This window comes from Streptomyces sp. NPDC002619 (assembly GCF_042889305.1).
Taxonomy (GTDB): Bacteria; Actinomycetota; Actinomycetes; order Streptomycetales; family Streptomycetaceae; genus Streptomyces.
The window spans coordinates 109,184-133,854 of the sequence record NZ_JBIAQV010000014.1; the positions used below are offsets into that span (position 1 = coordinate 109,184).

The window sequence follows — 24,671 nt, forward strand, 5'->3', positions numbered from 1 at the left end:
CACGAGTGCTCCTTGTTGCCGAAGGGCCGGGTGCACGGAACGATCCGCGCCCCTCGGCTCCCTCCGCCATGGACTCGAGTGCTCCCCTTCTTGCACTTTCGGCACGGTCCTGAAGTCCCCGCAGACACGACAAGGGCGGGCCCGCACCTGCGCGGACCCGCCCGTGCCGTGCCGGTCAGTTCGCGCCGGCGCGCAGCTGCGACAGCGTGGCAGTCGTCAGCGGCCGGGGCGCGTTGTCGGCGTCGACGAGGACGACCGTGCAGGTGGCCGCGTGGGTGAGGGCGGTGGTGAGGCTGCCGTCCGCGAACTGGGCGAGGGGACCGCGCGGCGAGCGGCCGACCGCGATGGTGCCGGCGCCCACGTCGGCGGCATGCCGGGCCAGGACACGTCCGGCGGCGGCGTGGTCGCCGACGCTGGTGAGGATCTGGCCGGTGGCGGTGATGCCCTGGGCGGCGAGGCGGTCGAGGTGGGCGGTGACGGCGGCGCGGGCCTCGTCGTGCGTCTCGGTGTCGACGGCCTGTTCCTCCACGACGGCGGTCTGCTGCACATGCACGACCTCCAGGGGGCTGCCGGTGTCGCGGGCGAGCCGGGCCGCGGCGTCGACGATGTCGGCGGCGCGGTCTTGGGCGCCGACGGCGACGATCACGGGAGGCGTGCTGCCGCTCGGGCGGCTGCCGACCGGGGTGAGCGCCGGGGCGACGGACTCGGTCTCGCCGGTGCCCTGTTCGGCCTGACGGAGCAGTCGGTGGCCGCTGGCCAGGACAGGGATGGCGAGGACGAAGGTGGCTGCGCCGACGTAGAAGGGGACGCTGAGGTCGGTGGCATCGGCGAGCTTGCCCGCGACGTACGGCGCCAGGCCGCCGCCGATGAAGCGCAGGAAGCCGTAGGCGGAGGAGGCCACCGGGCGCTCGACCGGGGAGACGAGCATGACGGCCTGGGTGGTGAGGGTGTTGTTGATGCCGATGAACGCGCCGCTGACGATGACGGCCACGATCACCGTGGTCGGGTTCTTGACGCCCGCGGCGATGACGGCCATCACGATGCCAAGGCCGAGGAGGTTGGCGTAGAGAACGGGCGCGGTGCCGTAGCGGGCCTGCAGGCGCGGGGCGAAGAAGACGCTGAAGGCGGCCACCAGCAGGCCCCAGCCCGTGAAGACGAGCCCGAGCTGATGGGCGCTCAGCTCCATCGGGTACGGCGCGTAGCCGAGCATCGTGAAGAAGCCCCAGTTGTACAGCAGCGCCATGATGCCCATGGTCAGCAGGCCGCGGTGACGCAGTGCCCTGATCGGAGCGAGGGGTGAGGTGACGCGCGCCGGTTTGGGCAGCGAGGGCACGAAGGCGACGGTGGCGACCAGGGCGATGGCCATGAGGACGGCGACGCCGAAGAACGGGCCGCGCCAGCTGATTGCGCCCAACTCGCCGCCCAGCAGCGGTCCGACGGCGATGCCGAGGCCCAGCGCGGTCTCGTACAGGATGATCGCGCCGCCGAAGCCGCCGCTGGCCGAGGCGACGATCACCGCGAGGGAGGTGGCGATGAACAGGGCGTTGCCGAGGCCCCAGCCGGCGCGGAAGCCGACGATGCCGTTGATGGAACCGGACGTTCCGGCCAGCGCCGCGAAGACGACGATGACCGCGAGGCCTATGACGAGGGTGCGCTTGGCGCCGAACCGGCTGGAGAACCAGCCGACGATCAGCATCGCGACCGCGGTGACGATCAGATAGCTGGAGAACAGCAGGGAGACCTGGCTGGGCGTGGCGTGCAGGCTGTCGGCCAGGGCGGGCAGGATCGGGTCGACCAGGCCGATGCCCATGAACGAGATGACACAGGCGAACGCGACGGCCCAGACGGCCTTGGGCTGTTTGAACGGGCTGGCAGCCGGTGCATGCGGTGCACTCATGTGCGCTTCTCTTCCACAGAGTTGAGGGGAGGGGTACGGGGTCAGGAGCGGGCCTGGCGGTCCTCGATGGCGCGGGCGAGGGCCGGCAGGGCGATCAGTACGGCGCGCTGTTCCGGCTCGGTCAGCTCCCCGATCAACTCCTGGAGGGCAGAGGCACGTTCGACACGCCGCTGCCGGACCACCTCCAGGCCGGTGTCGGTGACCTCCACCAGCACCCCCCGACCGTCGGTGCGGTCGGCGGTGCGCCGTACCAGCCCAGCACGCTCCAGCCGGGTCACGAGCTGGGTCATGTTCGGCTGGGAGACGCCTGCGGCCCGGGCCAGTTCGGTCAGCCGAAGCGGACCCTCCCGGGACAGCCGGAACAGTGTCGCGGAGGCCGCCGTGCTCAGCCCGCCGGTGGTGGCGCTTCGGCGCACGAAGCGGACCATCTGCTCGGTGGCGATGATCAGTTCCTCCGCCGACGCCCCGGGGACCGCCGGATCCATAACCCGCTTATGCATAGCCCTATTATGCACTTAGATGTAGCATGAAACAAGATCTGGAGCCGCGGAACACCGTCAGCCGGCCAGGGACTTGGTCCACTGCGCGACGGTCAGGACGTCCGCTTGACGCGGGAACACCTTCTCGGTGAGGACGCGGTGCACCTCCGGGTCGGCGTCCAGGCAACCGTCGGCCAGGACGGTGAGCCGGAAGTCCAGGTCGGCGGCCTGACGCAGGGTGGACAGCACGACCCCGCCGGTAGCGATGCCGGTGAGGACCAGGCTGTCGATCTCGCCCGCCCTGAGCACCAGGTCGAGGTCGCTGCCCGCGAACGCGCTCACGCGCCGCTTGGTGACGACGGCCTCGCCGGGCCGGGGTGCCACCTCGGGGTGGATCTCACTGCCCGGGTCGCTCTCGGTGAACGCGCCGGACCGGGCGGCGGCCGCGAACGTCCTGTTGCGGGCGCTGATCTCCGGATGACCGGCGCGGAAGCCGACGACCACATAGATCACCGGAAGGCCGGCGGCCCGGGCGGCGTCCACGGCCTCGCGCAGGCGCGGGAGGTAACCGCCGCCGTCGTCGAAACGGTCCACGATGGAACGCTGGACATCCATTACGAGCAGTGCGCTGTGCGCCATGGCCGGGGTCCTTTCCGGGGTGTTGTCGGGGTTCACTTGACCGGTCGGCGCGCGTCGGCCGCCGGTGCGTCACCGGCCGTGCGAGGTGCGGGACCCGCCGCCGCAGCCCCCTTGCTCGGGCGGCCCGTGACGGAGGCGTCGCGGCCGCGCAGGGCCGAGGCGAAGGCGGAGACGAGGGCCATGCCCGCCGCGACACCGAAGACGATGGTCAGCCCGTGGTGGAAGGGCCCGGAGACCAGTTGCGGGAAGAAGGTGTGGCCGGTCAGGGCGGCGCGCTGGGCCGCGGACAGTTGGTCGAGCGCGCCGCTCGTACCGAGCAGATGGCTGATCGGGTTGTTGCCGAGGAACGTGGCGAACAGTGTGCTCACCGGCGGCAGCGACGCGGCCTGCTCCGCCGTGGCGGCCGGTACGCCGTGCGCCTGGAGGCCGCTGCTGAGCGCCGACGGCAGCGAGGTGGCGAGCCCCGAGACCATCAGCGAGAAGAACACACCGATGGACAGGGCCGTACCCGAGTTCTGGAACGTGGAGCGCATGCCGGAGGCCACACCCCGGTACTCGGCGGGCACGCTGCCCATGATCGACGACGTGTTGGGCGCCGAGAACATGCCCTGGCCGAGGCCGTTGAGCAGCAACAGGGCGGCGAACAGGCCGTAGTCGAAGTTCACCGGCAGGGCCAGCATGCCGAGGAAGGACACCGCGACCACGACGAGGCCCGTGGTGGAGAACAGACGGGCTCCGAACCGGTCGGACAGATATCCGGAGACCGGGCCCGCGATGAGGAAGCCCAGGGTGAGCGGCAGCATGAAGATACCGGCCCACAGCGGGGTGTCCTCGAAGTCGTAGCCGTGCAGCGGCAGCCAGATGCCCTGCAGCCAGATGATGAGCATGAACTGGAACCCGCCGCGGGCGATCGCGGTCAGCAGGGCCGCCAGGTTGCCCGCGGCGAAGGACCGGACCTTGAACAGCGAGAGCCGGAACATGGGTTCGGCCACGCGTGTCTCGATGATGCAGAAGAGCAGGAGCAGGAAGAGGCCGCCGAACAGGCCGGTCAGGACCCAGGGGTTGCCCCATCCGGTGGCGCTGCCGCCGTAGGGCTGGATGCCGTAGGTGATGCCCGCGAGGAGGATGCCGGCGCCCGCGGCGAAAGTGATGTTGCCGAACCAGTCGATCCGGCCGCGCTTGCCGGACGCCGTCTCGCGCAGGCTCAGATACGACCAGACGGTGCCGGTGATGCTGACCGGGACGCTCACCCAGAACACCGCCCGCCAGTCGACCGCGGCGAGCAGACCGCCGGCGAGGAGACCGAGGAACTGGCCGGCCAGCGCGGTGATCTGGTTGATGCCGAGGGCCATGCCGCGCTGCCGGGCGGGGAAGGCGTCGGTGAGGATGGCAGCGGAGTTGGCGGTGAGCATGGAGCCGCCGAAGGCCTGCACGATGCGCCACAGGATCAGCCACAGCGCCCCGGCGCCGGCCCGGAACGGGTCGAGGGACAGCGCGACGGAGGCGAAGGCGAAGATCAGGAAGCCGAGGTTGTAGATCTTGACCCGGCCGAACATGTCGCCGAGCCGCCCTAGGACGACGACCAGCACCGCCGACACCAGCAGATAGCCGAGGATCATCCACAGCAGATAGCCGATGTTGCCCGCCGCGAGCGGGTCGAGGCCGATCCCGCGGAAGATCGCCGGCAGCGAGATGATCACGATGGAGGCGTCCATCGTGGCGATCAGCACGCCCAGCGTGGTGTTGGACAGGGCGACCCATTTGTAGCCGGGGCCCGGGGCCTGGTCCTTAGGTCGGGTCAGGCGCGAGAGCCCGGTCACAGTCGTTCCGCCAGTCGGTCGAGAAGGGGCAGGGCGTCGCGGAGCACGTCGCGCTCCTGGGGGGTGAACTCCCCCAGGGCCCGCGTGAGACGGCTGACGGATTCGGAGCGGCGTTGCTCCAGTACGGTCCGTCCCTCGTCGGTGATCGTCACGATGACCCGCCTCCCGTCGGCCGCGTCGGGGCTACGGCGGACCAGCCCGCGTTGTTCGAGTCCGGCGAGCGTGCTGGCCATCGCCTGCGGCCGGACGCGTTCCACTTCGGCGAGCGCTCCCGGCGAGTCCGGTCCGGCGCCGGCGAGGCGCGCCAGCACCGAGACGCCGGACAGTGACACGTCGCCCACGGCGTGCGCCTGCCGCAGCCGACGGGTGATCCGTGCGACGGCCAGGCGCAGGGCGGCGGCGAGCGGGGCGGTGTCCGGGGTCTCGCCCGGTCCGGTGCGACCTGCGGTTTCCTCCACTTCCACAAGTACTAACAGTAGGTTTATCAGTCTGGACTGTTCAACCAAGCTTTAGTAATCACCGAAGAACCGCTCGACGTCGGCCGCGGCGACCTCACCCAGCGTGGACGGGGACCACTGTGGGTTGCGGTCCTTGTCGATGACCTGGGCGCGGATGCCCTCCACCAGGTCGTGTGTGGTCAGGGCCGCACAGGACACCCGGTACTCCTGCTCCAGCACCTCTTCCAGCGACCCGAGCCGCCGCGCCCTGCGCAGCGCGGCCAGGGTGACCTTGAGCGCCGTGGGCGACTTGGCGAGCAGGGTCTCTGCGGCGCCCTTCGCCGCCGTGTCGCCGTAGGCCGCCAGCCGGTCGACGATCTCCTCGACCGTGTCCGCCGCGTAGCAGGCGTCGATCCAGCGCCTCGAAGCGGCGAGTTCCCCCTCCGTCGGCGGTACGACGTGGGGCGCGAGGGCCTCGGGTACGGGCTTGTCGGCGAGGTCGTCGAGCAGCGCGGGCAGGGCTGCCGAAGGCACGTGGTGGTCGGCCAGTCCGCACAGCAGCGCGTCGGCGGCCCCGACGGCGACGCCCGTGAGGGCGAGGTGGGTGCCGAGTTCGCCGGGGGCGCGGGTGAGCAGGTAGGTGCCGCCGACGTCCGGGACGAACCCGATGCCGGTCTCGGGCATCGCGATCCGCGACCGTTCGGTGGCGACACGGACGCTGCCGTGCGCCGAGAGGCCGACGCCGCCGCCCATGACGATGCCGTCCATGAGGGCGACGTACGGCTTCGGGTAGCGGGCGATACGGGCGTTGAGCCGGTACTCGTCGCGCCAGAAGGCCGCCGCGGCGCGGCCGTCCCCGTCGCGGGCGTCGTCGTGGACGGCGCGGATGTCACCGCCCGCGCACAGACCGCGCTCGCCCGCGCCCGTCAGCACGACGGTCTCCACGGCCGGGTCACCCTCCCAGGCGGCCAGCGCCTCGTCGATGCGGCCCACCATCTCGTGGGTCAGGGCGTTCAAGGCCCGGGGCCGGTTGAGGGTGATGTACCCGGCACGGCCGGCGGTGTGCAGCAGGACGGGTTCTTCGCTGCCGGTCATCCGGACTCCTCCAACAAGCAGACTCGCTTCACTCACGATCTTCACGATGCCGGATCCGACCCGCACCCACACACGCGCCCCCATGGACGGCCCTGGAGAACTCCGGACCGCTCCTGGAGAACTCGCTCAGAAAGTCCGCCCGGCGCGGTGCGGAATGCCCTCACCACGGGCCTGGGCGGGGCCGCGCACGCTCCCGCCCGCCGCCCTCGACCCCGCGGCCCGCCCCCGCTCCCCCGCCTCCGCACGCTCCCGTGCACGGCGTCGGGAAATGCCACCTGACCTGGGCATTCAGCCCCACCCGGGCCTAACATCCCCCGACGGAAAGGGGATTCGATGGACCGGAACATTCGTACCGTCGAGGACGTACTCAGGCTCCTCGACGGCCTGTTCGCGCCGGAGGCCGATCGATGGACGGCCGACGGGGCCTCCTGGTGGGACGGGTTCTACGCGGACCGTGGCAAACCAGTGCCGTTCTTCGAGGCCAAGCCGGACGAAAGTCTCGTCTCCTGGGTCGAGCGCGGTCTGATCGCGCCGGGGCGCGCGCTGGACCTCGGCTGCGGTCCCGGCCGCAATGCGATCCACCTCGCCTCGCTCGGCTTCGAGGTGGACGCCGTCGACCTCTCCCCCGTGGCCGTCGACTGGGCGAGGGAGCGGGCTGCGGAGGCGGGCGTCGACGTCCGCTTCCACCGTGGTGACGCCTTCGAGCTCATGGGCAGCGTGCTCGTCGGTCCGTACGAGCTCGTCCACGACAGCGGCTGCTTCCATCACCTGCCGCCGCACCGCCGCGTGAGTTACCTCGCCCTGCTCGACGAACTCCTCGCCCCCGGCGGTCTGTTCGACCTCACCTGTTTCGCGGCGGGCGCGATGGGCTCCGAACTGCCTGACGCCGAGCTGTATCGCCACGCCGGCCTGCAGGGCGGCCTCGCCTACACACCGGAGTCGCTGCGGTGGATCTTCGCCGACCTGGAGGAGGTCGAGCTGCGGCGGATGAACGACGAGCCTCCCAAGTCCCCTTGTTTCGGTGAGCCGTTCCTCTGGACTGCCCTGTTCCGCCGCCCTGGGTGACGTCCACTCACGCCGTGGCCGAGGCCAGCACCGGTTCCAGGGCTCGCACCAACCGGTCGAGCCACTCCCTGCCGGTGCCCCGGACCCATGGGTGCTCCGCACGGAACGCATCCCAGTCGACCCGCCAGTCGGCCACGGCGTCGGGCCCGAACGTGTCGGCCTCGCCGCCCAACGTGCGGCGCAGGACCCGGCGGAGCAGGCGCGGCGAGAGTCCGGTGGCGGGTGCCTCGGCCAGCAGGACGGCGTCGTACACGTCCTTGCCCTGGGCCAGTCCGGCCGTACGGCGGTCGGTGTGGACCCACAACACCTTCCAGGCCAGGGAGAGTTCGCGGCTCGCGGTGCGTACGACGACGGGGGCGCCGCCATCGCCCCGGGGCACCCGGGTCCACACCGGCGCCTCGGGGAGCAGTTCGTCGCGGGCGAAATCGAGTTGGACCGTCCCTGACACTCCGCCTTCCGCGTGCCAGGGGATCAGCAGGCGCACTCCCGGCGTGTCGTACTCGGCGTACGTCCAAGTGCCGTCCCGGTCGGCCGCCTCCGCGTCGAGCAGCACCCCGGGTGCCGCCTCGGGGTGACGTCTTACGCGGTCGAGGAGGTCGCCGTACGGCGCCTGCTGTTCGGCCGATTCCTCGCCGGCGAGCAGCCAGTGCAGTCCCTCCGGCGGCAGGTGGGGGCGTTGTCCACCGGTGCCGAACTCCTCCTCGCGCCAGATCTCGTAGCGGGCGGCGCCATCGGCGGCCTCCGGCCACTGCTGGACGGTCTCGAGGTCGACGTACGGATACGGGTCCAGCGGGTCGACCAGGACGTCGTCCTCCAGCACCACCCAGTCGAGATCGCCCGGCTCCCGTGCCGCGTCGCCCGCCCACGCCGGCATGGCCATGCTGCCGCGCAGGACGAGGGTGTCGCTCCAGGGAGCGTCCGCGATCAGGGCGAGCACATGGTCGAGGGCCGCACGGTGGGCCGTACGCGAGTCGGGGCTCATCGCGACGCCCCGGCGAGCGTGTCGAGCCAGCCCGCGTCGACGGCCGGATTGTCGTCGTACACCACGTACTCCTCCTCGGCCTCCACGACCGGGAACCCGGCATCCGTGAGCGCCGTGAGGAGCGCGGCGAGGCTGTGCCCCGCTTCGGTACGGCCGACTCCGTGGCAGCGCTGGGTGACGAAGCGTTCGTGGCAGTCGGCGTCCAGGGCGCGGCGAGCGTTGCGGGAGACGTGTGCGTCGTGCCGTGTCGCCAAGTCGCGCAGCAGAGGCAGTTCGGCGGTGGTGTCGGTGAGGACCAGTTTGACGTGGTGTTCGAAGTGGCAGGCGGCGTACGGCGGTTCGGCCGCCGCGGTGCGGTCGTGCGGGACGCCCTTGTTCCACGGGGCGGCCTCGATCTTCACGCGCGCAACCTCGAAGCCGGCATCTCGCAGCCGGGCCGTCCACTCGCGGGCCGCCGTCCGCTGCCGGGCGAGGATGCCGTTTCCCTGGTAGGTCAGCATCGGCTGATCCGGGTGGTGTCCGCGATCCAGCACGATCCGCGTGAACTTCATGCCGTGCCGGGCCGCCCAGCGGCGCAGTGGCTCGTCCGCGTCGCCGCCCGGCCGCGCCCGTACCGTCAGATGTGTCTCGAACTCGCCCGTGACCTGCGGTGCTCCGGTGTCTGTCCCCACGGCCCGGGACGCTATCAGCCGGCACCGACAACGCCCCGGCCGCTCAGCCCGGTACTCCCAGGCGCTGGGTGCCGATCACCGCCTGCAGGCGCAGCGCCTCCTCGTCCGACGAGCCGGGTGCGGCGGTGTAGATGACGACCCGCTGGTCGAGGTCGCTGATGTCGAGGACGTCGCAGTTGACCGTCACGGGGCGTACCACCGGATGGTCGAGCGTCTTGCGGAGCGTGGGCTGGTCGCTCACGTCGTGGGAATCCCACAGCCGGCAGCACCGGGCCCTCGACAGCGCCCTCGCGGCGGCCGGCACCACCCTCGCCCAGTGGGACGCACTGCGCGCCATCAGCCGCTCCCCCGGGGCGTCCGCGCGCGAACTGGCCGCGGCGACCTTCCAGAGCGAACAGGCCTTCGGCACGCTCGCCACCCGGCTGACCGCCCAGGACCTGATCGAGCGCCGGCCGGGCCACGGCCGGCGCATCGAGCACCATCTCACCCCCGCAGGCGAGCGGGTCCTGACGGCAGGTCACGGCATCGCCGACGAGGTGCTGGCCGACTGCTTCTCCGCCCTCACCGCCCCGGACCGCGCGACGCTGCTCGGTCTGCTGCGGCGGCTGGGCGAGACGGCTGACGGCTGACGGCTGACGGCTGACGATCAGGCCAGTTCGATGAGAAGGTCGCCGCCCTCCACCTGCTGGATACGGTTGATGGCGAGGCGGGACACCCGACCCGCCCTCGGGGCGGTGATCGCGGCCTCCATCTTCATCGCCTCGATCGTGGCCACCGTCACCCCGGCCGCCACCTCGTCGCCCTCGGCGACCGCGAGGGTCACCACACCGCCGAACGGCGCCGCCACATGGCTGGGGTTGGCCCGGTCGGCCTTCTCGGTGACCGGTACGTCGGAGGCCGCGGCCTGGTCGCGCACCTGGATGGGCCGGAGCTGCCCGTTGAGGGTGGCCATCACCGTGCGCATGCCCCGCTCGTCGGCGTCCCCGACGGCCTGGAGTTCGATCAGGAGCCGTACGCCGGGTTCGAGGTCGACGGCGTACTCGGCTCCGGGGCGCAGCCCGTAGAAGAAGTCCTTGCTGTCGAGGACGCTGGTGTCGCCGAAGGACTGCCGATGCGTGCCGAAGTCGCGTGTCGGGCCGGGGAACAGCAGCCGGTTGAGCGTGGCGCGCCGCGTCTTCTCCAGACCGGTACGGTCCTCGGCGCTCAGCTCCGGCACGGGCCTCGCCTCCGCCCGGCCCTGGAGCGCCTTGGTGCGGAACGGCTCCGGCCAGCCGCCGGGCGGAGTGCCCAACTCGCCGCGCAGGAAGCCGATCACGGAGTCGGGGATGTCGAACCGGTCGGGCGTCGCCTCGAAGGCCGCCGGGTCCACGCCGGCGCCGACGAGATGCAGGGCGAGGTCCCCGACCACCTTGGACGACGGGGTGACCTTGACCAGGCGTCCCAGGATGCGGTCGGCGGCGGCGTACATCGCCTCGATGTCCTCGAAGCGGTCACCGAGGCCGAGCGCGACCGCCTGCGTGCGCAGGTTGGACAGCTGGCCGCCGGGGATCTCGTGGTGGTAGACGCGTCCGGTCGGCGAGGCCAGGCCCGCCTCGAACGGCGCGTAGATCCGGCGGACGCTCTCCCAGTACGGCTCCAGGTCACCGACGGCCTGGAGGTCGAGGCCGGTGGGGTGGTCGGAGTGGTCGGTGGCGGCCAGGATCGCGGACAGGGACGGCTGTGAGGTCGTACCGGCCATGGAGGCGACCGCGCCGTCCACCGCGTCCACGCCCGCCTGGGCCGCCGCGAGGTAGGTGGCGAGCTGACCACCCGCCGTGTCGTGGGTGTGCAGATGCACCGGCAGGCCGAACTCCCGCCGCAGCGCCGACACCAGCTTGGCTGCGGCGGGGGCGCGCAGCAGTCCGGCCATGTCCTTGACGGCGAGGACATGGGCGCCGGCCTCGACGATCTGCTCGGCGAGCCGCAGGTAGTAGTCCAGGGTGTAGAGGCGTTCCGACGGGTCGGAGAGGTCGGCGGTGTAGCACAGGGCGACCTCGGCGACCGCGGTGCCGGTCTGCCGTACGGCGTCGATGGCGGGGCGCATCTGGCCGACGTCGTTGAGCGCGTCGAAGATCCGGAAGATGTCGATGCCGGTGGCGGCGGCCTCCTGGACGAAGGCGTCGGTCACCTCGGTCGGATACGGCGTGTAGCCCACGGTATTGCGACCGCGCAGCAGCATCTGGAGGCAGATGTTGGGCACCGCCTCGCGCAGCGCGGCCAGCCGCTCCCAGGGGTCCTCGGCGAGGAAGCGCAGGGCGACGTCGTAGGTGGCACCGCCCCAGCACTCGAGGGAGAGCAGGCCGGGCAGGGTCCGGGCCACCAGCGGGGCGACGGCGAGGAGGTCCTTGGTGCGCACGCGGGTGGCGAGCAGGGACTGGTGGGCGTCCCGGAACGTGGTGTCGGTGACGCCGAGGAGCGGCGACTCGCGCAGCCAGTGGGCGAAGCGTTCCGGGCCGAGTTCGACGAGCCGCTGCCGGGAGCCCGCAGCCGGCTCGCCTTCCGGCAGCGGGGGCAACTTGGTGAGGGCGGACGGCAGTTGGGGGCGTTCGCCGTGGGGCTTGTTGACGGTGACGTCGGCGAGGTAGGTGAGCAGTTTGGTGCCGCGGTCGGCGGAGGAGCGGGCGGTGAGCAGGTGCGGACGTTGTTCGATGAACGACGTCGTGATGCGTCCGGCCTGGAAGTCCGGGTCGTCCAGGACGGCCTGCAGGAAGGGGATGTTGGTGGCCACGCCGCGGATGCGGAACTCGGCCACGGCACGCCGGGCCCGGCCGATCGCGGACCTCAGGTCCCGTCCCCGGCAGGTGAGTTTGACCAGCATGGAGTCGAAGTGGGCGCTGATCTCCGTACCGGCGTGGGTGGTTCCGCCGTCGAGGCGGATGCCCGAGCCGCCCGGCGAGCGGTAGGCGCTGATCCGTCCAGTGTCCGGGCGGAAGCCGTTGGCGGGGTCCTCGGTGGTGATACGGCACTGGAGGGCGGCGCCGCGCAGGGTCACGGTGTCCTGCGACAGGCCGAGGTCGGCCAGCGACTCGCCGGACGCGATGCGCAGTTGGGCCTGGACCAGGTCGACGTCGGTGACCTCTTCGGTCACCGTGTGCTCGACCTGGATGCGCGGGTTCATCTCGATGAAGACGTGGTTGCCGTCGCGGTCGACCAGGAACTCGACGGTGCCCGCGTTGCGGTAGCCGATCTCGCGGGCGAAGCGCACAGCGTCCGCGCAGATCCGGTCCCGCAGCTCCGGGTCGAGGTTGGGTGCGGGCGCCAGCTCGATGACCTTCTGGTGGCGGCGCTGCAACGAGCAGTCGCGCTCGTACAGGTGGATGACGTCGCCCTGGCCGTCGGCGAGGATCTGCACCTCGATGTGGCGCGGGTTCACTACGGCCTTCTCCAGGAAGACCGTCGGGTCGCCGAACGCGGACGCCGCCTCGCGGGAGGCCGCCTCGATGGACTCGCGCAGTTGGGAGGGCTCCTCGACGCGCCGCATACCGCGCCCGCCGCCACCCGCCACGGCCTTCACGAACACCGGGAATCCGACCCCGTCCGCGGCCCGGACGAGTTCGTCGACGTCGGTGGAGGGGGCTGAGGAGCCCAGCACGGGCACACCGGCGGCGCGGGCGGCGGCCACCGCCCGCGCCTTGTTGCCCGTCAGCTCCAGGGTATCCGCGCTCGGCCCGACGAACGTAATGCCGGCCTCCTCGCAGGCCCGGGCCAGTTCCGGGTTCTCGGACAGGAAGCCGTACCCGGGGTAGACCGCGTCCGCGCCCGCCCGGCGGGCCGCGCCGACGATCTCCCCCACCGACAGATAGGCCCGCACCGGATGGCCGGGGTCACCGATCTCGTACGCCTCGTCGGCCTTGAGCCGGTGGAGGGAGTTGCGGTCCTCGTGCGGGAAGACGGCGACGGTGCGCGCGCCCAGCTCATAGCCGGCGCGAAACGCCCGGATCGCGATCTCCCCACGGTTGGCGACCAGCACCTTGCGGAACATGCTCGACCCCTTCAGCCTGCCGGCGACGAACACCATCGTGTCGGCCGCGCCCCTGCCGTGCCACGCGGCCACGTTAGGGGTGCGGCGAGGGGCTGCTGAAGGCGGGAAACATCACATTGACAGCGCCACGACCGGCCAGGAGCGGCCCCCATCACGCGGCGACGCCCTTGACCAGGCAGAACGCGCCGAGGCTGCTCCCCGCCCTGGACGCCTCAAGTGTGCGCCGCCCATTCCCGGTCCGTGAAAGCGAGCAGCCGTTCGATCGTGGGGGCGTCCGGCAGGGGGCCGTGGTCGCCGGTCACCTTGAGCGCGGACGCGGCGGTGACATGGCCCAGGCGCAGGGCCCTGGTCAGGTCGCCGTCCCGGAGCAGCCCGGCGAGGAACCCCGCGGCGAACGCGTCGCCGGCGCCGACCGGTTCCACCACCTCCGTGGGCAGGGAAGGCACGGTGACTTCCCGGTCGTCGACGAAGACGGTGGCAGCCCGCCCGCCGTCCTTGACGACGAGCAGCCGCGGACGGGAGAGGAGCTTGCGCACGCCGCGCGGATCGAGGTGGGCGCCCCACAGGCGCTGGGCCTCGTCGAGGCCGACGAAGGCGAGGTCGGCGCGGTCGGCCAGGTCGTGCAGGACGGTCGCGGCGGCCGTGTCGTCCGGCCAGAGCGCGGGCCGGTGGTTGACGTCGAAGCTGACGGCGTACGGCCGCCCCGTCGGCGGGTTCGCGAGCGCGCGCTCCACCAGTTCACGGCAGGACGGGGACAAGGCCGGGGTCACGCCGGTCAGGTGCAGGACGGCCGCCCGTGTGAGCCTCGGATCGCCCAGGACGTCGGGTCCGAGGGCCGAGGCCGCCGAGCCGCGCCGGTAGTAGTGGACGCGGGTGCCCGCCGGACCCGGGTCCTTGACGAGCAGGCCGGTGGGCCGCCCGGGGTCGAGCCGTACGCCCGACACGTCGACTCCGGTCGCGGCGACGGCGGCCCGCACCCGTCGGCCGAACGGGTCGTCGCCGAGCGCCGAGAGCCATACGGCGGGACGGCCCAGGTCGGCGAGGTACATCGCCACGTTGGACTCCGCCCCCGCCACGGACAGCCGCAGGCTCGCTCCGGTCTCGAGGGAGTCGGGCGGCTCGGGGGCGAGGGCGGCCATGGTCTCGCCGACGCAGACCACCGGTCCGTCGGCGGGACGCCACGGGGGCGTCACGCCTGCCGCCGTTCCGGCCCGAACAGGGCGTCGGCGTCCGGGCGGTACGCCGCCGCCTGTGGCCCCGGCACCCCCACCCGGACCGAGAACAGGGCGCCGTCGTACGGACCCGGTGTCATAAGGCCCACGGTCGCCGTGGTGATGTGCAGGACGTCGCCCTGGAGACACACCCCGGCGGGCTGACTGGCGGGAAGCCGCACGGTGCGGTCCAGCGTGCCGTCCGGCAAAAAGCGACATACCGTCCCCGTGCCCCAGACCGCTATCCACACGGCGCCCTCGTCGTCGACGGTCATCCCGTCGGGGCTGCCGTCGTCGACCGTGACGAACGTGGCCGGCGTGCCGAGCGCCCCCGTCGCCGGGTCGACCGGGTAGCGACGGACGATACCCCGGGCGCTGTCGGCGAGGTACATCGTGCGGCCGTCGGCGGTGAACGCGGGCCCGTTCGGCACGGTGATGCCGTCCAGGACCCGCACCACCGTGCCGTCGTGGTCCACCCGGAACAGCGAACCGGCGTCCGCGTCGGCGTCGTAGGCCATGCTGCCCGCCCAGAACCTGCCGGACGGGTCCGCGGTGCCGTCGTTCATGCGCAAGGCAGGCCGCGCTTCGGCCTCCGGCCGGGCCAGCCACGTCGGCGAACCGTCGGGCCCGAGCAGGCAGATGCCCGTGCCCGCGGCGGCCAGCCAGCTGCCGGGCCGTCCGGCCACTGGTGCCACCGCGCCCAAGGGGACCGGCAGTTGGGCGAGCGTGCCCAGGGGTGCGGTGGGGTCGTCGGGGGCTGTCAGCAGGCGGCCCTTGAGGATGTCGACGAGGACGAGGCGTCCGCCGGTGAAGCGGATGCCTTCGCCGAGTTCGAGGCGTTCGGGCCGGGTGACGACCGGCGCGTTGCTCACGCGGTGGCCTCCTGTACGGCGGTGCGGAAGGCGCGGGCCCGCTCGCGCAGGGCGGTCGTGCTGCCGCCGTCGGCCGCGTCGCCGACGAGGGGCGAGCCGATGCCGACCGCGCGTGCCCCGGCGGCCAGATAGGCGCGGGCGGCGGCCTCGTCGACGCCGCCCACCGGAACGAACGTCTCGTGCGGGAAGGGACCTTGGAGCGCCTTGAGGTAGCCGGGGCCGCCTGCCTGGGCGGCTGGGAATATCTTCAGCGCCTCGGCCCCGAGCGCGCGGGCGGCGATGATCTCGGTCGGAGTCATCACTCCGGCCAGGACGGGCATGCCGAGGGCGCGGGCGGTGGCAACCCCCTCGCCGAGCCCGGGAGTTACGGCGAAGTCGGCGCCCGCCCGGTGGGCCGCGCGGGCGTCGTCGGCGGTCAGGACGGTGCCGGCGCCGAGGTGCCGGTCGGGGCCGAGTGTCTCGCGGGCACGCTCGATGACGGTCAGGGCGTCCTTGCCGCTCAGGGACACCTCGATCAGCTCGATGCCCTCGTCGGCGAGGGTGAGTACGGTGCTCAGCGCGGCCTCGGGGTCACCGCCGCGCACGATGGCGACCAACCGGTGGAGGGCCAGGGCGGCTTGCAGATCCACGGACACAACTCCTTGTACGGGCAGGCGGGTTCAGGGGCAGCGGCAGACGGGAGTCAGCGTGAGCCGCCAGCGGACCTCGCCGGAGGCGGGCACGCGCGCGGCGTCGCCGGGTCCCGCGTCGGCGAGGTCGAAGACGCGGCCGACCATCGGCTCGACTCCCGTGCTGCGGTAGGGGTCCTGGGCGGGGAATCCGCCGAGGTTGCGCCACAGGGCGGTCGACAGCGGTTGGCCGTCGGCCTCCAGGGCGAGGGCGAGGCGGTGCGTGCCGTCGTGGACACAGCAGTCCGGGGTGTCCACGACGGCGCCGAGCGCGGTGCCGTCGTCCGGTCCGAACCGGTCCAGGGGCAGACCGAGCGGGGCGGGCCACTCGCCCTCGAGCCAAGGCGCACCGGCCGGCCAAGGCTCCGCCACCAGCGGGGCGGCCTCGGGGTGGAGGCGGGCGCGGGCTCCCGGCCGTACACGCAAGGTGGCCGACGGGCTCAAGTCGAGCAGGGCGTGGGCGGCCCAGACGAAGCGGAAGCCGGGGTCGGCCGTCAGCACGTAGTCGGCCTCGGCGCCGACCGCCGTCGTACGGATGGTCCGTGCCAGGGCGAACCGTTCCGCCTGCACGGTGTCGGTGTCGTCCTCGCGCTTCCATGGCCGCGACCAGACGTCCCCGTGATCGGGAGTACCGCGCACGGTCGGGACACACTCCTCCAGCCCGCCCGCGTCGACGAACGCGTCCCCGGGCGACACCTGGTCCCGGCCGGGCGCCTCCCGGTGCCACAGCCACTCGCGTCCCCCGCCTCTCAGCGAGGTCCAACGGCCCCCGTGCGCCGGGTCGGTGACGATCTCGAGGGCCACCGTCACCACTCCGCGAAGGAGCCGTCGGGGTGCCGCCACACCGGGTTGCGCCACGCGTGCCCGGTGCGGTCGGCGGCGCGTACGGCGGCCTCGTCGACGGTGATGCCGAGACCGGGGGCGTCGAAGCGCGGGGCGTGGCCGTCCACGAACCGGAACGGCTCGGTGTCGACGACGTACGACAACAGGTCGACGTCCTTGTTGTAGTGGATACCCCGGCTCTGCTCCTGGATGAGGAAGTTCGGTGTGGCGAAGGCGACCTGGAGGCTGGCCGCCAGTGCGATGGGACCGAGCGGGCAGTGCGGGGCGAGCTGGGCGCCATAGGTCTCGGCGAGCGAGGCGATGCGGTGGACCTCGGAGATGCCGCCCGCGTGGGAGAGGTCGGGCTGGGCGACCGCGATGCCGGCGGCAAGGACGGGCAGGAACTCGGCGCGTCCGTAGAGGCGTTCGCCGGTGGCCAGGGGCACGGGGCTGGACGCGACCAGTCCGGGCAGCAGATGGCTCTGCTCGGGGACGACGGGTTCCTCCACGAACAGCGGATGCAGCGGGGCGAGTTCGGCGAGGACGCGGCGGGAGCTGGCGGCGGAGAACCGGCCGTGGAAGTCGACGGCGACGTCCCGGTCCGGGCCGAGTGCTTCGCGGGCGGCGGCCACGCGGGCGACGACGGCCGCGGTCTCGGCGGCGGTGGTCACCGGGGAGGTGGCGCCGGCGCCGTTCATCTTCACGGCAGTGAAGCCGGCCTCCACCTGGGCGGCTATCTGCTCGGTCAGCTCGGCGGGTTCGTCGCCGCCGACCCAGGCGTACACCCGGACCCGGTCGCGCACGGGGCCGCCGAGCAGGGCGTGCACGGGTGCGCCGTAGGTCTTGCCGGCGATGTCCCACAGCGCCTGGTCGAGGCCGGCCACGGCGCTGGAGAGCACCGGTCCGCCGCGGTAGAAGCCGCCCTTGGTGAGCACCTGCCAGTGGTCCTGGATGCGCAGCGGGTCCTGCCCGACGAGATGGTCGGCGAGGACGTCGACGGCGGCGCGGACCACCTCGGCGCGGCCCTCAACGACGGGCTCGCCCCAGCCGACCACGCCGTCGTCGGTCTCGATGCGGCAGAACAGCCAGCGCGGCGGCACGAGGAAGGTCTCGATGCGGGTGATCTTCACTGGCGGGGGTGCCTTTCGGTGTCGTCGGACCCGCCGATCCGGTCGAGGTCGCGGCCGGCCTGGTCGAGCAGGGCGCGCATGGCGGCCTCGGCGGCGCGCGGGTCCTGCGCGCGTACGGCGTCCAGGACGGCGCGGTGGGCGGGTACGGGGTCCTCGCTGTGCGGGGAGCTGTGCACGATGCGGTCGCGGTGGGCGAGGCCGGACTCGATCACCATCTCCATGCGCTCGAGGAGTTCGTTGTGGGTGGCGGCGAGCAGGGCGCGGTGGAACGCGAGGTCGGCATGGACGGCGTGGGCGGCGTCGCCGTCCGGCTCGCTCATCGCGTCGAGGGCCGCGTCCAGGGCGGTGAGGTCGGCGTCGGTGCGGCGCTCGGCGGCCAGGCGTACGGCGGCGGGCTCGATGATGGAGCGCACCTCGGCCAGGCTGTGCAGCAGGGCCCGGTCGGACTCGGTGGTGCGGTCGCTCTCGAACCGCCAGCGCAGCATGTCGGCATCGAGGAGGTTCCAGTCCGCACGGGCCCGCACGAAGGTGCCGCGTTTCTGGCGGGCGTCGACCAAGCCCTTGGCGGCCAGGACCTTCAGGGACTCGCGCAGGGCGGTGAGGCTGACGTCCAGTTCGCTCTGCAGGGCGACCAGGTCCAGGGTGGCCCCTTCGGAGATTTCGCCGCCCAGGATGCGGCGGGCGAGTGCCTCCACGGTCTGGCCGTGCACACCGCGGCGGGCGTAGGGCGTCATGTCGTAGTGCCTTTCTGCTGCGAGGTGGACGCGCGGGTCATGCGGAGGCCTTGACGACGCTCCAGCCGCCGTCCACGAGGAGACTCGACCCGGTGATGAAGGAGGCCTCGCCGGAACCGAGGAAGGCGATGGCGGCGGCGACCTCCGCGGGGGTGCCGAAGCGGCCGGCGGCGGTCTCGGCGACGCTGCGTTCGCGGTCCTCGGCGGACACCCGGTCCCAGGCGGCCGTCATGATCGGCCCCGGCACCACGGCGTTGACGCGCACCTCGGGTCCGTACTCGACGGCGAGCTGTCCGCACAGGGACAGCAGCGCGCCCTTGGACGCGGCGTAGGCGGGATGGCCCGGGATGCCCTTGTGAGCGTGGACGGACGAGGTCAGGACGACGGCTCCCCGGCGGGCGCGCAGGTCGGGCAGGACGGCTCTGAAGCCGAGGAAGGCACCGGTGAGGTTGACGTCGAGCTGCCGTCGCCAGGAGTCCAGGGTCAGCTCGTGCGCCGGGCTCACCTCGACGGTGAAGGCGTTGCTGACGAACAGGTCCACGGGGCCGAAGTCGTGTGCCGCCGCGGCGATCCGCGCCCAGTCCCCCTCGGCCGAGACGTCGGCGGTGACGAAGCGGGCCCGGCCGCCGTCCTTGGCGATCCGCTCGGCGACCGCCGTGCCGCGCTCCTCGGCGATGTCGGCGAGGACGACGGCGGCTCCCTCCTGGGCGAGGCGTTCGGCGGTGGCGGCTCCGATGCCGGAGGCGGCGCCGGTGACCACGGCCGTGCGGCCGGTGAAGCGGTCACAGGACCGGCGGGACTGTTCCATCGGGTGGTACGGCTCCTTCGCTGCGCTGATGGGTGTGGGGTGAAGATATGCCGGTCGGCGGCTTTCTACTGCCGTGTCAGCACCACCAGTTCTGCGTCGTGCGCCGCGCTCCACGCGAACGGCAGGCCGTAGTGGAGCAGATGGGCGCCGCTGTATGTGATCCCCGCATCCTCGTCCCGGTAGGTGGCAGCCGGGTCCAGTCCGCGCAGCCGGAGGCGGGCCGGGCGGCCGGGGACGAGCGGGGCGCCGTCCAGCGGGCCGGTACTGAGGGCGGCCACGACCGTGCGCCCGTCGCTCGCGTCGTACTGGACGCCGCAGGTGGAGTCGCGCGGGCTGCCCAACAGCCGTACTTCACCGAGGTGGATGACGTCCCGTACGTCCTTGTAGCGGGCGATCCACCGGGCTGCCTCGGCACGCTGGTCGGCGTCCCAGTGGCGCAGGTCGGCGCCGATGCCGAGGACGCCGCACATGGCGTTGACGAAGCGGAAGGCGAGGCTGCGCGGGCGGGGGTCGAAGACGCCGGGGGCGTCGGTGACCCAGGAGCTCATCACGTGCGGGGCGTGGGCGTGCAGGAAACCGTACTGGACGGCGAGCCGGTCCAGGGGCGCGGTGTTGTCGCTGGGCCACAGGACGTCGGTGCGGGCCAGGGTGGCGTGGTCGACGCGTGCGCCGCCGCCCGCGCAGCCCTCGACGGTGACGTGGGGGTGGGCGGTGCGCAGGTGGTCCAGGACGCGCAGATAGCCGGTGACGTGCTGGGCGTCGAGGTCGAGGCGGTCGGCCGGTCCGGCGCCGGGACGGCCGCGTTCGGTGGGCGGCCGGTTCATGTCCCACTTGAGGTAGGAGATGTCGTACGCGGTCAGCAGCCGGTCGAGGGTCGCGATGACGAAGTCCTGGACGTCGGTGCGGCCGAGGTCGAGCAGGAGCTGGTTGCGGACCAGACGCGCGGGCCGGTCCTCGATCCGGTAGACCCAGTCGGGGTGTTCGGCGTGCAGCCGGCTGCCGGGGCTCACGGCCTCCGGTTCGATCCACAGGCCGAAGTCGAGCCCCAGGGCGCGCACATCGTCGACGAACCGGCCGAAGCCGTCCGGGAACGCCGCCGGGTCGGGGTACCAGTCGCCGAGGCCGCCGGTGTCGTCGGTGCGCCCGGTGAACCAGCCGTCGTCGACGACGAACAGCTCGGCTCCGAGGTCGGCGGCGGTCTTCGCCAGCTCCAGCTGACCCGCCGCGTCGACGTCGAAGGCGGTGGCCTCCCAGGAGTTGTAGAGGACCTTGCGGGGGCGGTGCAGCCGCTCGCCGCTGAGATGACGCTCGTAGCGGTGCCAGACGCGGGACAGCCCGTCGAGGCCGTCCGCGCTGAACGCGCAGGCCAGGCGCGGGGTGGCCAGGGTCTCGCCGGGCGTGAGGTACACCGCGCCCTCGTGCGGGACGCGGCCGGCGCGGACGCGGACGAACCCGCCGGGCTCGGCTTCCGCGGTGATGTGCCAGTTGCCGGGCCAATCGAGGGCGACGCCGTACGCCGGTCCGTCCTCCCCGTCCTGCACGGCGAGCCAGGGGGCGTAAGCATGGCCGGGCACACCCTGTGTGCTGCCCATGCTGAACGTGCCCCGGGGCAGGTCGAGTTGGGTGTGCTGGAACTCCTGCGACCACTGGCCGGTGAGGTACGTCAGCCGGGCCGCGCCGGTGACCGGGACGGTGACGGCGGCCGAGTCGAGGCGTTCCAGGCGCAGTTCGCGCGAGGCGGTGAACTCGGTCCAGCGCAGGATCACGTCGGTGCCGGGAACGGTTTCGTAGCACAGGACCGTGCGCAGCCCGAGCACGTCGTCGGTGAACGCGAGCCGCAGGCTGCCCTCGCCCTCCTCGGCGCCCGCGAACTCCCACCACACGCCACGCTCTTCGCCGGGGCGTGCCGCGACGAGCTCGGCGCCGGTGAACGGGCGCAGCCCGTACGGCAGATACTCGGCGGGCGCGGCGTCGGCGGGGGTGAGGAAGTGGGTGCGGTGCGACCAGTCCAGCGCGGACGGTCCGGTCTCGACGCCGTGGGGGCCCCAGGCGTCGAGTTCGGCCCAGGGGCCGTCGGCGGACAGTCGTACGGTGTAGCCGGTGCGGTCGGTGCGCAGGGTCCAGCGCTGGTACGGCGTCACTTGACCGCTCCGAGGTTGAGGCCGGCCACGAAGTGGCGCTGGAAGCGGAGGAACACGGCCACGGTGGGCGCCGCCGCGATGACGGAACCCGCGGCGATCACGTTCCACATGGACACGTACTGCCCCTGAAGCCCGATGAGGGCGGCGGTGATGGGCATCTTGGTGTCGCTGCGCAGCACGGTGATGGCCCACAGCAGGTCGTTGAAGATCCAGGTGAAGGACAGCGCGCTGAGCGCGGCGAGGGCCGGGCGGGCGAGCGGGAGGATGATCCGCCAGAAGATCTGCCAGGGCCCGGCTCCGTCGACGACGGCGGCCTGCTGGATCTCCACGGGGATGGCCCGCATGAACCCGTGCAGGACGAAGACGTAGAAGCCGACGCCGAAGCCGATCTGCACGCCGATGAGCGCGGGCAACGTGTCGTAGAGGCCCATCAGTTCGCTGAGCTTGGACACCGGGATGAGCAGGATCTGCGGTGGGAGCAGGTTGCCGCCGAGCATGAGCAGCAGCAGGGAGCGCCGGAAGGGCATCTCGTAGCGGCTGAGCGCGAACGCGGCCATGGCGGCCAGGGCCAGCGTGATCACCACGCAGGGCACGCTGACGAGCAGGCTGTTGATCAGGGCGCGCTGCTGGCCGCCGTCGACCCAGGCCTGCCGGAAGTTGCCCAGAGTGAAGGACTGAGGCCAACTCCCCAGGCCGTGCGCGGCGATGTCGTCGAAGGAGCGCAGGCTGGTCACCAGGACCAGGGCGATGGGCAGCAGCCACAGGAGGGCGAGGGCGCCCGCGCCGAGGTGGAAGCCGGCGGTGGCGGCGCGGCGCCGGCGCAGCGCGACGGTCGAACGGGTCAGGGCCATCAGTCCGCCTCCCGGAAGGCGCGCACGAGGTAGGAGGCGATGACGCCGAAGGCCAGCACGAAGATGACGACGGCCAGGGCGGAGCCGTATCCCAGGCGCAGGGACTGGAAAGCTGTGGAGTACATGTAGGTGCTCAGCAGTTCGGACGAGTGGTAGGGGCCGCCCCGGGTGAGGGACCACACGACGTCGAAGGAGCGCAGCGAATCGATGATGATCACGGAGAGGACGACCGCGTTGACGCTGCGCAGCTGGGGCAGCGTCACATAGCGGAAGCGCTGCCAGCGCCCGGCGCCGTCGACCTTGGCTGCCTCGTACAGGGCGGGGTCGATGCCCTTGAGGCCGGCGAGGTACAGGACCATCACATAGCCGACCTGGCGCCACAGCGCGGGCACGATGACCGCGTACAGGGCGGTGTCCTGGTCGGCGAGCCAGGCGTGTCGCAGACTGCCCAGGCCGACCGCCTGAAGGAGCTGATTGAGAACTCCGTCGGGCTGGTAGATGGCCTGCCAGACGAGGGCGGTGGCGACGAGGGAGAACACGACGGGCAGGAACAGGGCGGCGCGGTAGAAGCCGACGCCCCGGCGCTCCTGCTGGAGGAGGAGCGCGGCGCCGAGGCCGAGGGCCGCCGACAGCCCGCCGAACAGAACGAGCCACAGCACGGTGTCGACGGCCGCGGTGCGAAAGACCTCGTCGTGGGCCATCTCCCGGAAGTTGCCGAGGCCCACGAACCGGGGCGCGGACACACCGTCCCAGCTGGTCAGGGCGAGGTAGAAGCCCTGCAGCGCGGGCCAGAACACCCACACCGCCTCGGCGAGCAGCGGGACGAGAAGGAACGCCAGCACCGTCGGCGGGGTGCGCCGGGGGCCCCGGCCCCGCCCGCCGCGAGGCGGGGGCGGGGCCGGGGAGGTACGCTCAGGGGCGGTCAGGACTGCCACGTCACGCATTCCAGATCTTCTCGGCGTCGCGCTGCCAGTCCGTGAGGATCGAGCCGACGCTCTTGGGCTTGGCGATGAACTTGGTCAGGGCGTTGTCGGCGGCGGGCTGCATGGCGTCGCTGGAGTCGCGGTTGAAGAACTGGGTGATCTCCGCGGCCTCCTCGATGTGCTTGCGGCCCTTCTGCACCAGCGGGGTCCCGGCGTCCTTGGCGTCGGGGTGGGTGGGCAGGACGGTGCCGGAGGAGCCCTTGATGTAGATCTCCTGGGCCTCGGCGGTGGCGAGGTAGCGCATCAGGTCGAGGACCTCGTCACGGCGTCCGGTGCGGGCGCTGGCGAAGTAGCCGTCGGTGGGCGCCTCTTCGGCGAGCGGGACCTTGCTGTCGATGATCGGGAAGCGGAAGAAGTCGATGTCGTCGAGAGCGTTCTTCGGTGCCGCGTCGGCGAAGAAGGTGCCGATGAGCATCATGCCGCTGCGCCCGTTGAGCAGGGAGGTGGTGGCGTCCTGGAAGGCGACCGCGGTGCCGTTCGGGTCGAAGTACGGCAGCAGCTCCGCCCAGCGGTCGAAGACCTTGCGCACCTCGGGGTCGTCGAAGCGGTGCTTCCCGGCGAGGAGTTCACGGTGGTAGACCGCGCCGTTGATCCGGATGTTCAGGTAGTCGAACCAGGCGGAGGCGACCCAGGCGGTGTTGCCGCCGGCGCCGAGGCCGATCGGGGCGATGCCCTTGGACTTGAGCTTGTCGCACAGGCCGAGGAACTCGTCCCAGCTCTTGGGCTCCTTGACGCCCCACTTGGCGAAGTTGGACTTACGGTAGAACATGCCCCACCAGTAGTAGGTGGTGGGCACGAAGACCTTCTTGCCGGAGCTCGCGGTGCACAGCGAGTTCAGCGCCTCGGAGTAGCCCTTGAGCTCGGGCGAGGACCAGACCTCGCCGAGGTCGAGCAGCAGGTTCTTCTTGGCGTAGGCGTCCGCGACCGAGCCGGGGTACCAGGTGTAGACGTCCGGCGGGTTGGTCGAGGTGAGATAGGTGGGCAGCTGGGTGCGGAAGGTCTCGGAGGCGACGGTGTTGAGGCTGGCCTTGCCCGAGCCCTTCTTGCCGTAGGCGGCCACCAGGTCCTCCATGGCGGCCTTGGCCTGCGGGGAGGACAGGTTGGACTGAAGGGTCACCGCTCCGCCGCCGGAGGAGCTCTTGCCGGAGGAGGAGCCGGAGGTGACACAGCCGCTGAGCAGCGTCGTCGTCCCGACTGCGCCGAGGCCGGCGAGGAACAGCCGTCGGCTGGGGTGATGGTTCGTCATGGAGTACTCCCTGTGGATCCGCGCGGCGGGGCCGGCCCTCCTGACGGCCGAGGCCGCGCTCGCGGCAGATCCAGGTTCGCGTGGCACGATCGCCACGTC

General features: G+C 72.2%; 22 protein-coding genes and 1 pseudogene. 2 read left to right on the plus strand and 21 right to left on the minus strand.

What is annotated here, in order from left to right; genetic code table 11:
* Nucleotides 1–175 precede the first annotated feature (175 nt).
* The 6 genes from ACFYXB_RS22755 to ACFYXB_RS22780 form a co-directional block, all read right to left on the minus strand.
* Nucleotides 176–1,897 carry an MFS transporter gene (locus tag ACFYXB_RS22755; protein ID WP_389585180.1) on the minus strand — a complete coding sequence of 574 codons (1,722 nt, stop codon included), beginning with the start codon at nt 1,895–1,897 and terminating at the stop codon, nt 176–178.
* 41 nt (nt 1,898–1,938) lie between these two features.
* Nucleotides 1,939–2,397 (minus strand): MarR family winged helix-turn-helix transcriptional regulator, encoded by a 459-nt coding sequence (locus ACFYXB_RS22760; RefSeq protein ID WP_389585183.1) that lies wholly within the window; start codon nt 2,395–2,397, stop codon nt 1,939–1,941.
* A 57-nt stretch (nt 2,398–2,454) separates the two neighbouring features.
* Nucleotides 2,455–3,015, minus strand: a complete 561-nt coding sequence (locus ACFYXB_RS22765; RefSeq protein ID WP_389585186.1) for a cysteine hydrolase family protein — start codon at nt 3,013–3,015, stop codon at nt 2,455–2,457.
* Between the two features lie 32 nt (nt 3,016–3,047).
* Complete coding sequence (locus tag ACFYXB_RS22770; RefSeq protein WP_389585318.1) at nt 3,048–4,730, minus strand: MFS transporter; 1,683 nt, start codon at nt 4,728–4,730, stop codon at nt 3,048–3,050.
* Nucleotides 4,731–4,831: 101 nt separating this feature from the next.
* Complete coding sequence (locus tag ACFYXB_RS22775; protein WP_389585188.1) at nt 4,832–5,299, minus strand: MarR family winged helix-turn-helix transcriptional regulator; 468 nt, start codon at nt 5,297–5,299, stop codon at nt 4,832–4,834.
* A 45-nt stretch (nt 5,300–5,344) separates the two neighbouring features.
* The gene (locus tag ACFYXB_RS22780; RefSeq protein ID WP_389585190.1) at nt 5,345–6,367 is read right to left on the minus strand and encodes an enoyl-CoA hydratase/isomerase family protein; all 1,023 of its coding nucleotides are present in this window, start codon (nt 6,365–6,367) and stop codon (nt 5,345–5,347) included.
* A 333-nt stretch (nt 6,368–6,700) separates the two neighbouring features.
* On the opposite strand from ACFYXB_RS22780, the gene ACFYXB_RS22785 reads away from it, so the two are divergent.
* Entirely contained in the window at nt 6,701–7,432 is a 732-nt protein-coding gene (locus tag ACFYXB_RS22785; protein WP_389585192.1) for a class I SAM-dependent methyltransferase, read from the plus strand.
* Between the two features lie 7 nt (nt 7,433–7,439).
* Here ACFYXB_RS22785 and ACFYXB_RS22790 read toward each other — a convergent pair whose 3' ends face one another.
* The 3 genes and pseudogenes from ACFYXB_RS22790 to ACFYXB_RS22800 form a co-directional block, all read right to left on the minus strand.
* Nucleotides 7,440–8,414, minus strand: coding sequence for a nucleotidyl transferase AbiEii/AbiGii toxin family protein (locus ACFYXB_RS22790; protein WP_351349564.1), 975 nt, complete (start codon nt 8,412–8,414; stop codon nt 7,440–7,442).
* Entirely contained in the window at nt 8,411–9,085 is a 675-nt protein-coding gene (locus tag ACFYXB_RS22795) for a hypothetical protein (protein WP_389585194.1), read from the minus strand. The genes ACFYXB_RS22790 and ACFYXB_RS22795 overlap by 4 nt, the downstream gene beginning before the upstream one ends.
* 43 nt (nt 9,086–9,128) lie before the next feature.
* Nucleotides 9,129–9,347: pseudogene (locus tag ACFYXB_RS22800) on the minus strand (transcriptional regulator); the annotation flags it as partial.
* Between ACFYXB_RS22800 and ACFYXB_RS22805 the strand changes: the two are divergent.
* The gene (locus tag ACFYXB_RS22805; protein ID WP_389585196.1) at nt 9,310–9,714 is read left to right on the plus strand and encodes a MarR family winged helix-turn-helix transcriptional regulator; all 405 of its coding nucleotides are present in this window, start codon (nt 9,310–9,312) and stop codon (nt 9,712–9,714) included. The pseudogene ACFYXB_RS22800 and the gene ACFYXB_RS22805 overlap by 38 nt on opposite strands.
* A 17-nt stretch (nt 9,715–9,731) precedes the next feature.
* Here the strand turns inward: ACFYXB_RS22805 and ACFYXB_RS22810 are convergent, their stop codons facing one another.
* From ACFYXB_RS22810 to ACFYXB_RS22865, 12 genes are all read right to left on the minus strand, one after another.
* Entirely contained in the window at nt 9,732–13,106 is a 3,375-nt protein-coding gene (locus tag ACFYXB_RS22810) for a pyruvate carboxylase (protein ID WP_389585198.1), read from the minus strand.
* A 212-nt stretch (nt 13,107–13,318) separates the two neighbouring features.
* Entirely contained in the window at nt 13,319–14,299 is a 981-nt protein-coding gene (locus tag ACFYXB_RS22815; protein ID WP_389585201.1) for a sugar kinase, read from the minus strand.
* Complete coding sequence (locus ACFYXB_RS22820; protein ID WP_389585203.1) at nt 14,296–15,189, minus strand: SMP-30/gluconolactonase/LRE family protein; 894 nt, start codon at nt 15,187–15,189, stop codon at nt 14,296–14,298. The genes ACFYXB_RS22815 and ACFYXB_RS22820 overlap by 4 nt, the downstream gene beginning before the upstream one ends.
* Nucleotides 15,186–15,818, minus strand: coding sequence for a bifunctional 4-hydroxy-2-oxoglutarate aldolase/2-dehydro-3-deoxy-phosphogluconate aldolase (locus tag ACFYXB_RS22825; protein ID WP_351349548.1), 633 nt, complete (start codon nt 15,816–15,818; stop codon nt 15,186–15,188). Before ACFYXB_RS22825 ends, ACFYXB_RS22820 begins: the two co-directional genes overlap by 4 nt.
* Before the next feature lie 30 nt (nt 15,819–15,848).
* Nucleotides 15,849–16,667: a hypothetical protein gene (locus tag ACFYXB_RS22830; protein ID WP_389585205.1), complete on the minus strand. Its 819-nt coding sequence runs from the start codon at nt 16,665–16,667 to the stop codon at nt 15,849–15,851.
* A complete protein-coding gene (dgoD, locus tag ACFYXB_RS22835) occupies nt 16,664–17,809 on the minus strand; it encodes a galactonate dehydratase (protein WP_351349544.1) in 1,146 nt (381 codons plus the stop codon). Before dgoD ends, ACFYXB_RS22830 begins: the two co-directional genes overlap by 4 nt.
* Nucleotides 17,806–18,543 (minus strand): FadR/GntR family transcriptional regulator, encoded by a 738-nt coding sequence (locus tag ACFYXB_RS22840; protein WP_389585208.1) that lies wholly within the window; start codon nt 18,541–18,543, stop codon nt 17,806–17,808. Before ACFYXB_RS22840 ends, dgoD begins: the two co-directional genes overlap by 4 nt.
* A 37-nt stretch (nt 18,544–18,580) precedes the next feature.
* A complete protein-coding gene (locus ACFYXB_RS22845) occupies nt 18,581–19,351 on the minus strand; it encodes an SDR family NAD(P)-dependent oxidoreductase (protein WP_389585211.1) in 771 nt (256 codons plus the stop codon).
* 65 nt (nt 19,352–19,416) lie between these two features.
* Nucleotides 19,417–21,492 carry an alpha-galactosidase gene (locus ACFYXB_RS22850; RefSeq protein WP_389585214.1) on the minus strand — a complete coding sequence of 692 codons (2,076 nt, stop codon included), beginning with the start codon at nt 21,490–21,492 and terminating at the stop codon, nt 19,417–19,419.
* Complete coding sequence (locus tag ACFYXB_RS22855) at nt 21,489–22,343, minus strand: carbohydrate ABC transporter permease (RefSeq protein WP_388497351.1); 855 nt, start codon at nt 22,341–22,343, stop codon at nt 21,489–21,491. The genes ACFYXB_RS22850 and ACFYXB_RS22855 overlap by 4 nt, the downstream gene beginning before the upstream one ends.
* On the minus strand, nt 22,343–23,278 hold the full coding sequence (locus ACFYXB_RS22860; RefSeq protein ID WP_389585320.1) for a carbohydrate ABC transporter permease: 936 nt from the start codon (nt 23,276–23,278) through the stop codon (nt 22,343–22,345). Before ACFYXB_RS22860 ends, ACFYXB_RS22855 begins: the two co-directional genes overlap by 1 nt.
* A gap of 1 nt (nt 23,279) precedes the next feature.
* Nucleotides 23,280–24,572 (minus strand): ABC transporter substrate-binding protein, encoded by a 1,293-nt coding sequence (locus tag ACFYXB_RS22865; protein ID WP_389585218.1) that lies wholly within the window; start codon nt 24,570–24,572, stop codon nt 23,280–23,282.
* Between the last annotated feature and the right edge of the window lie 99 nt (nt 24,573–24,671).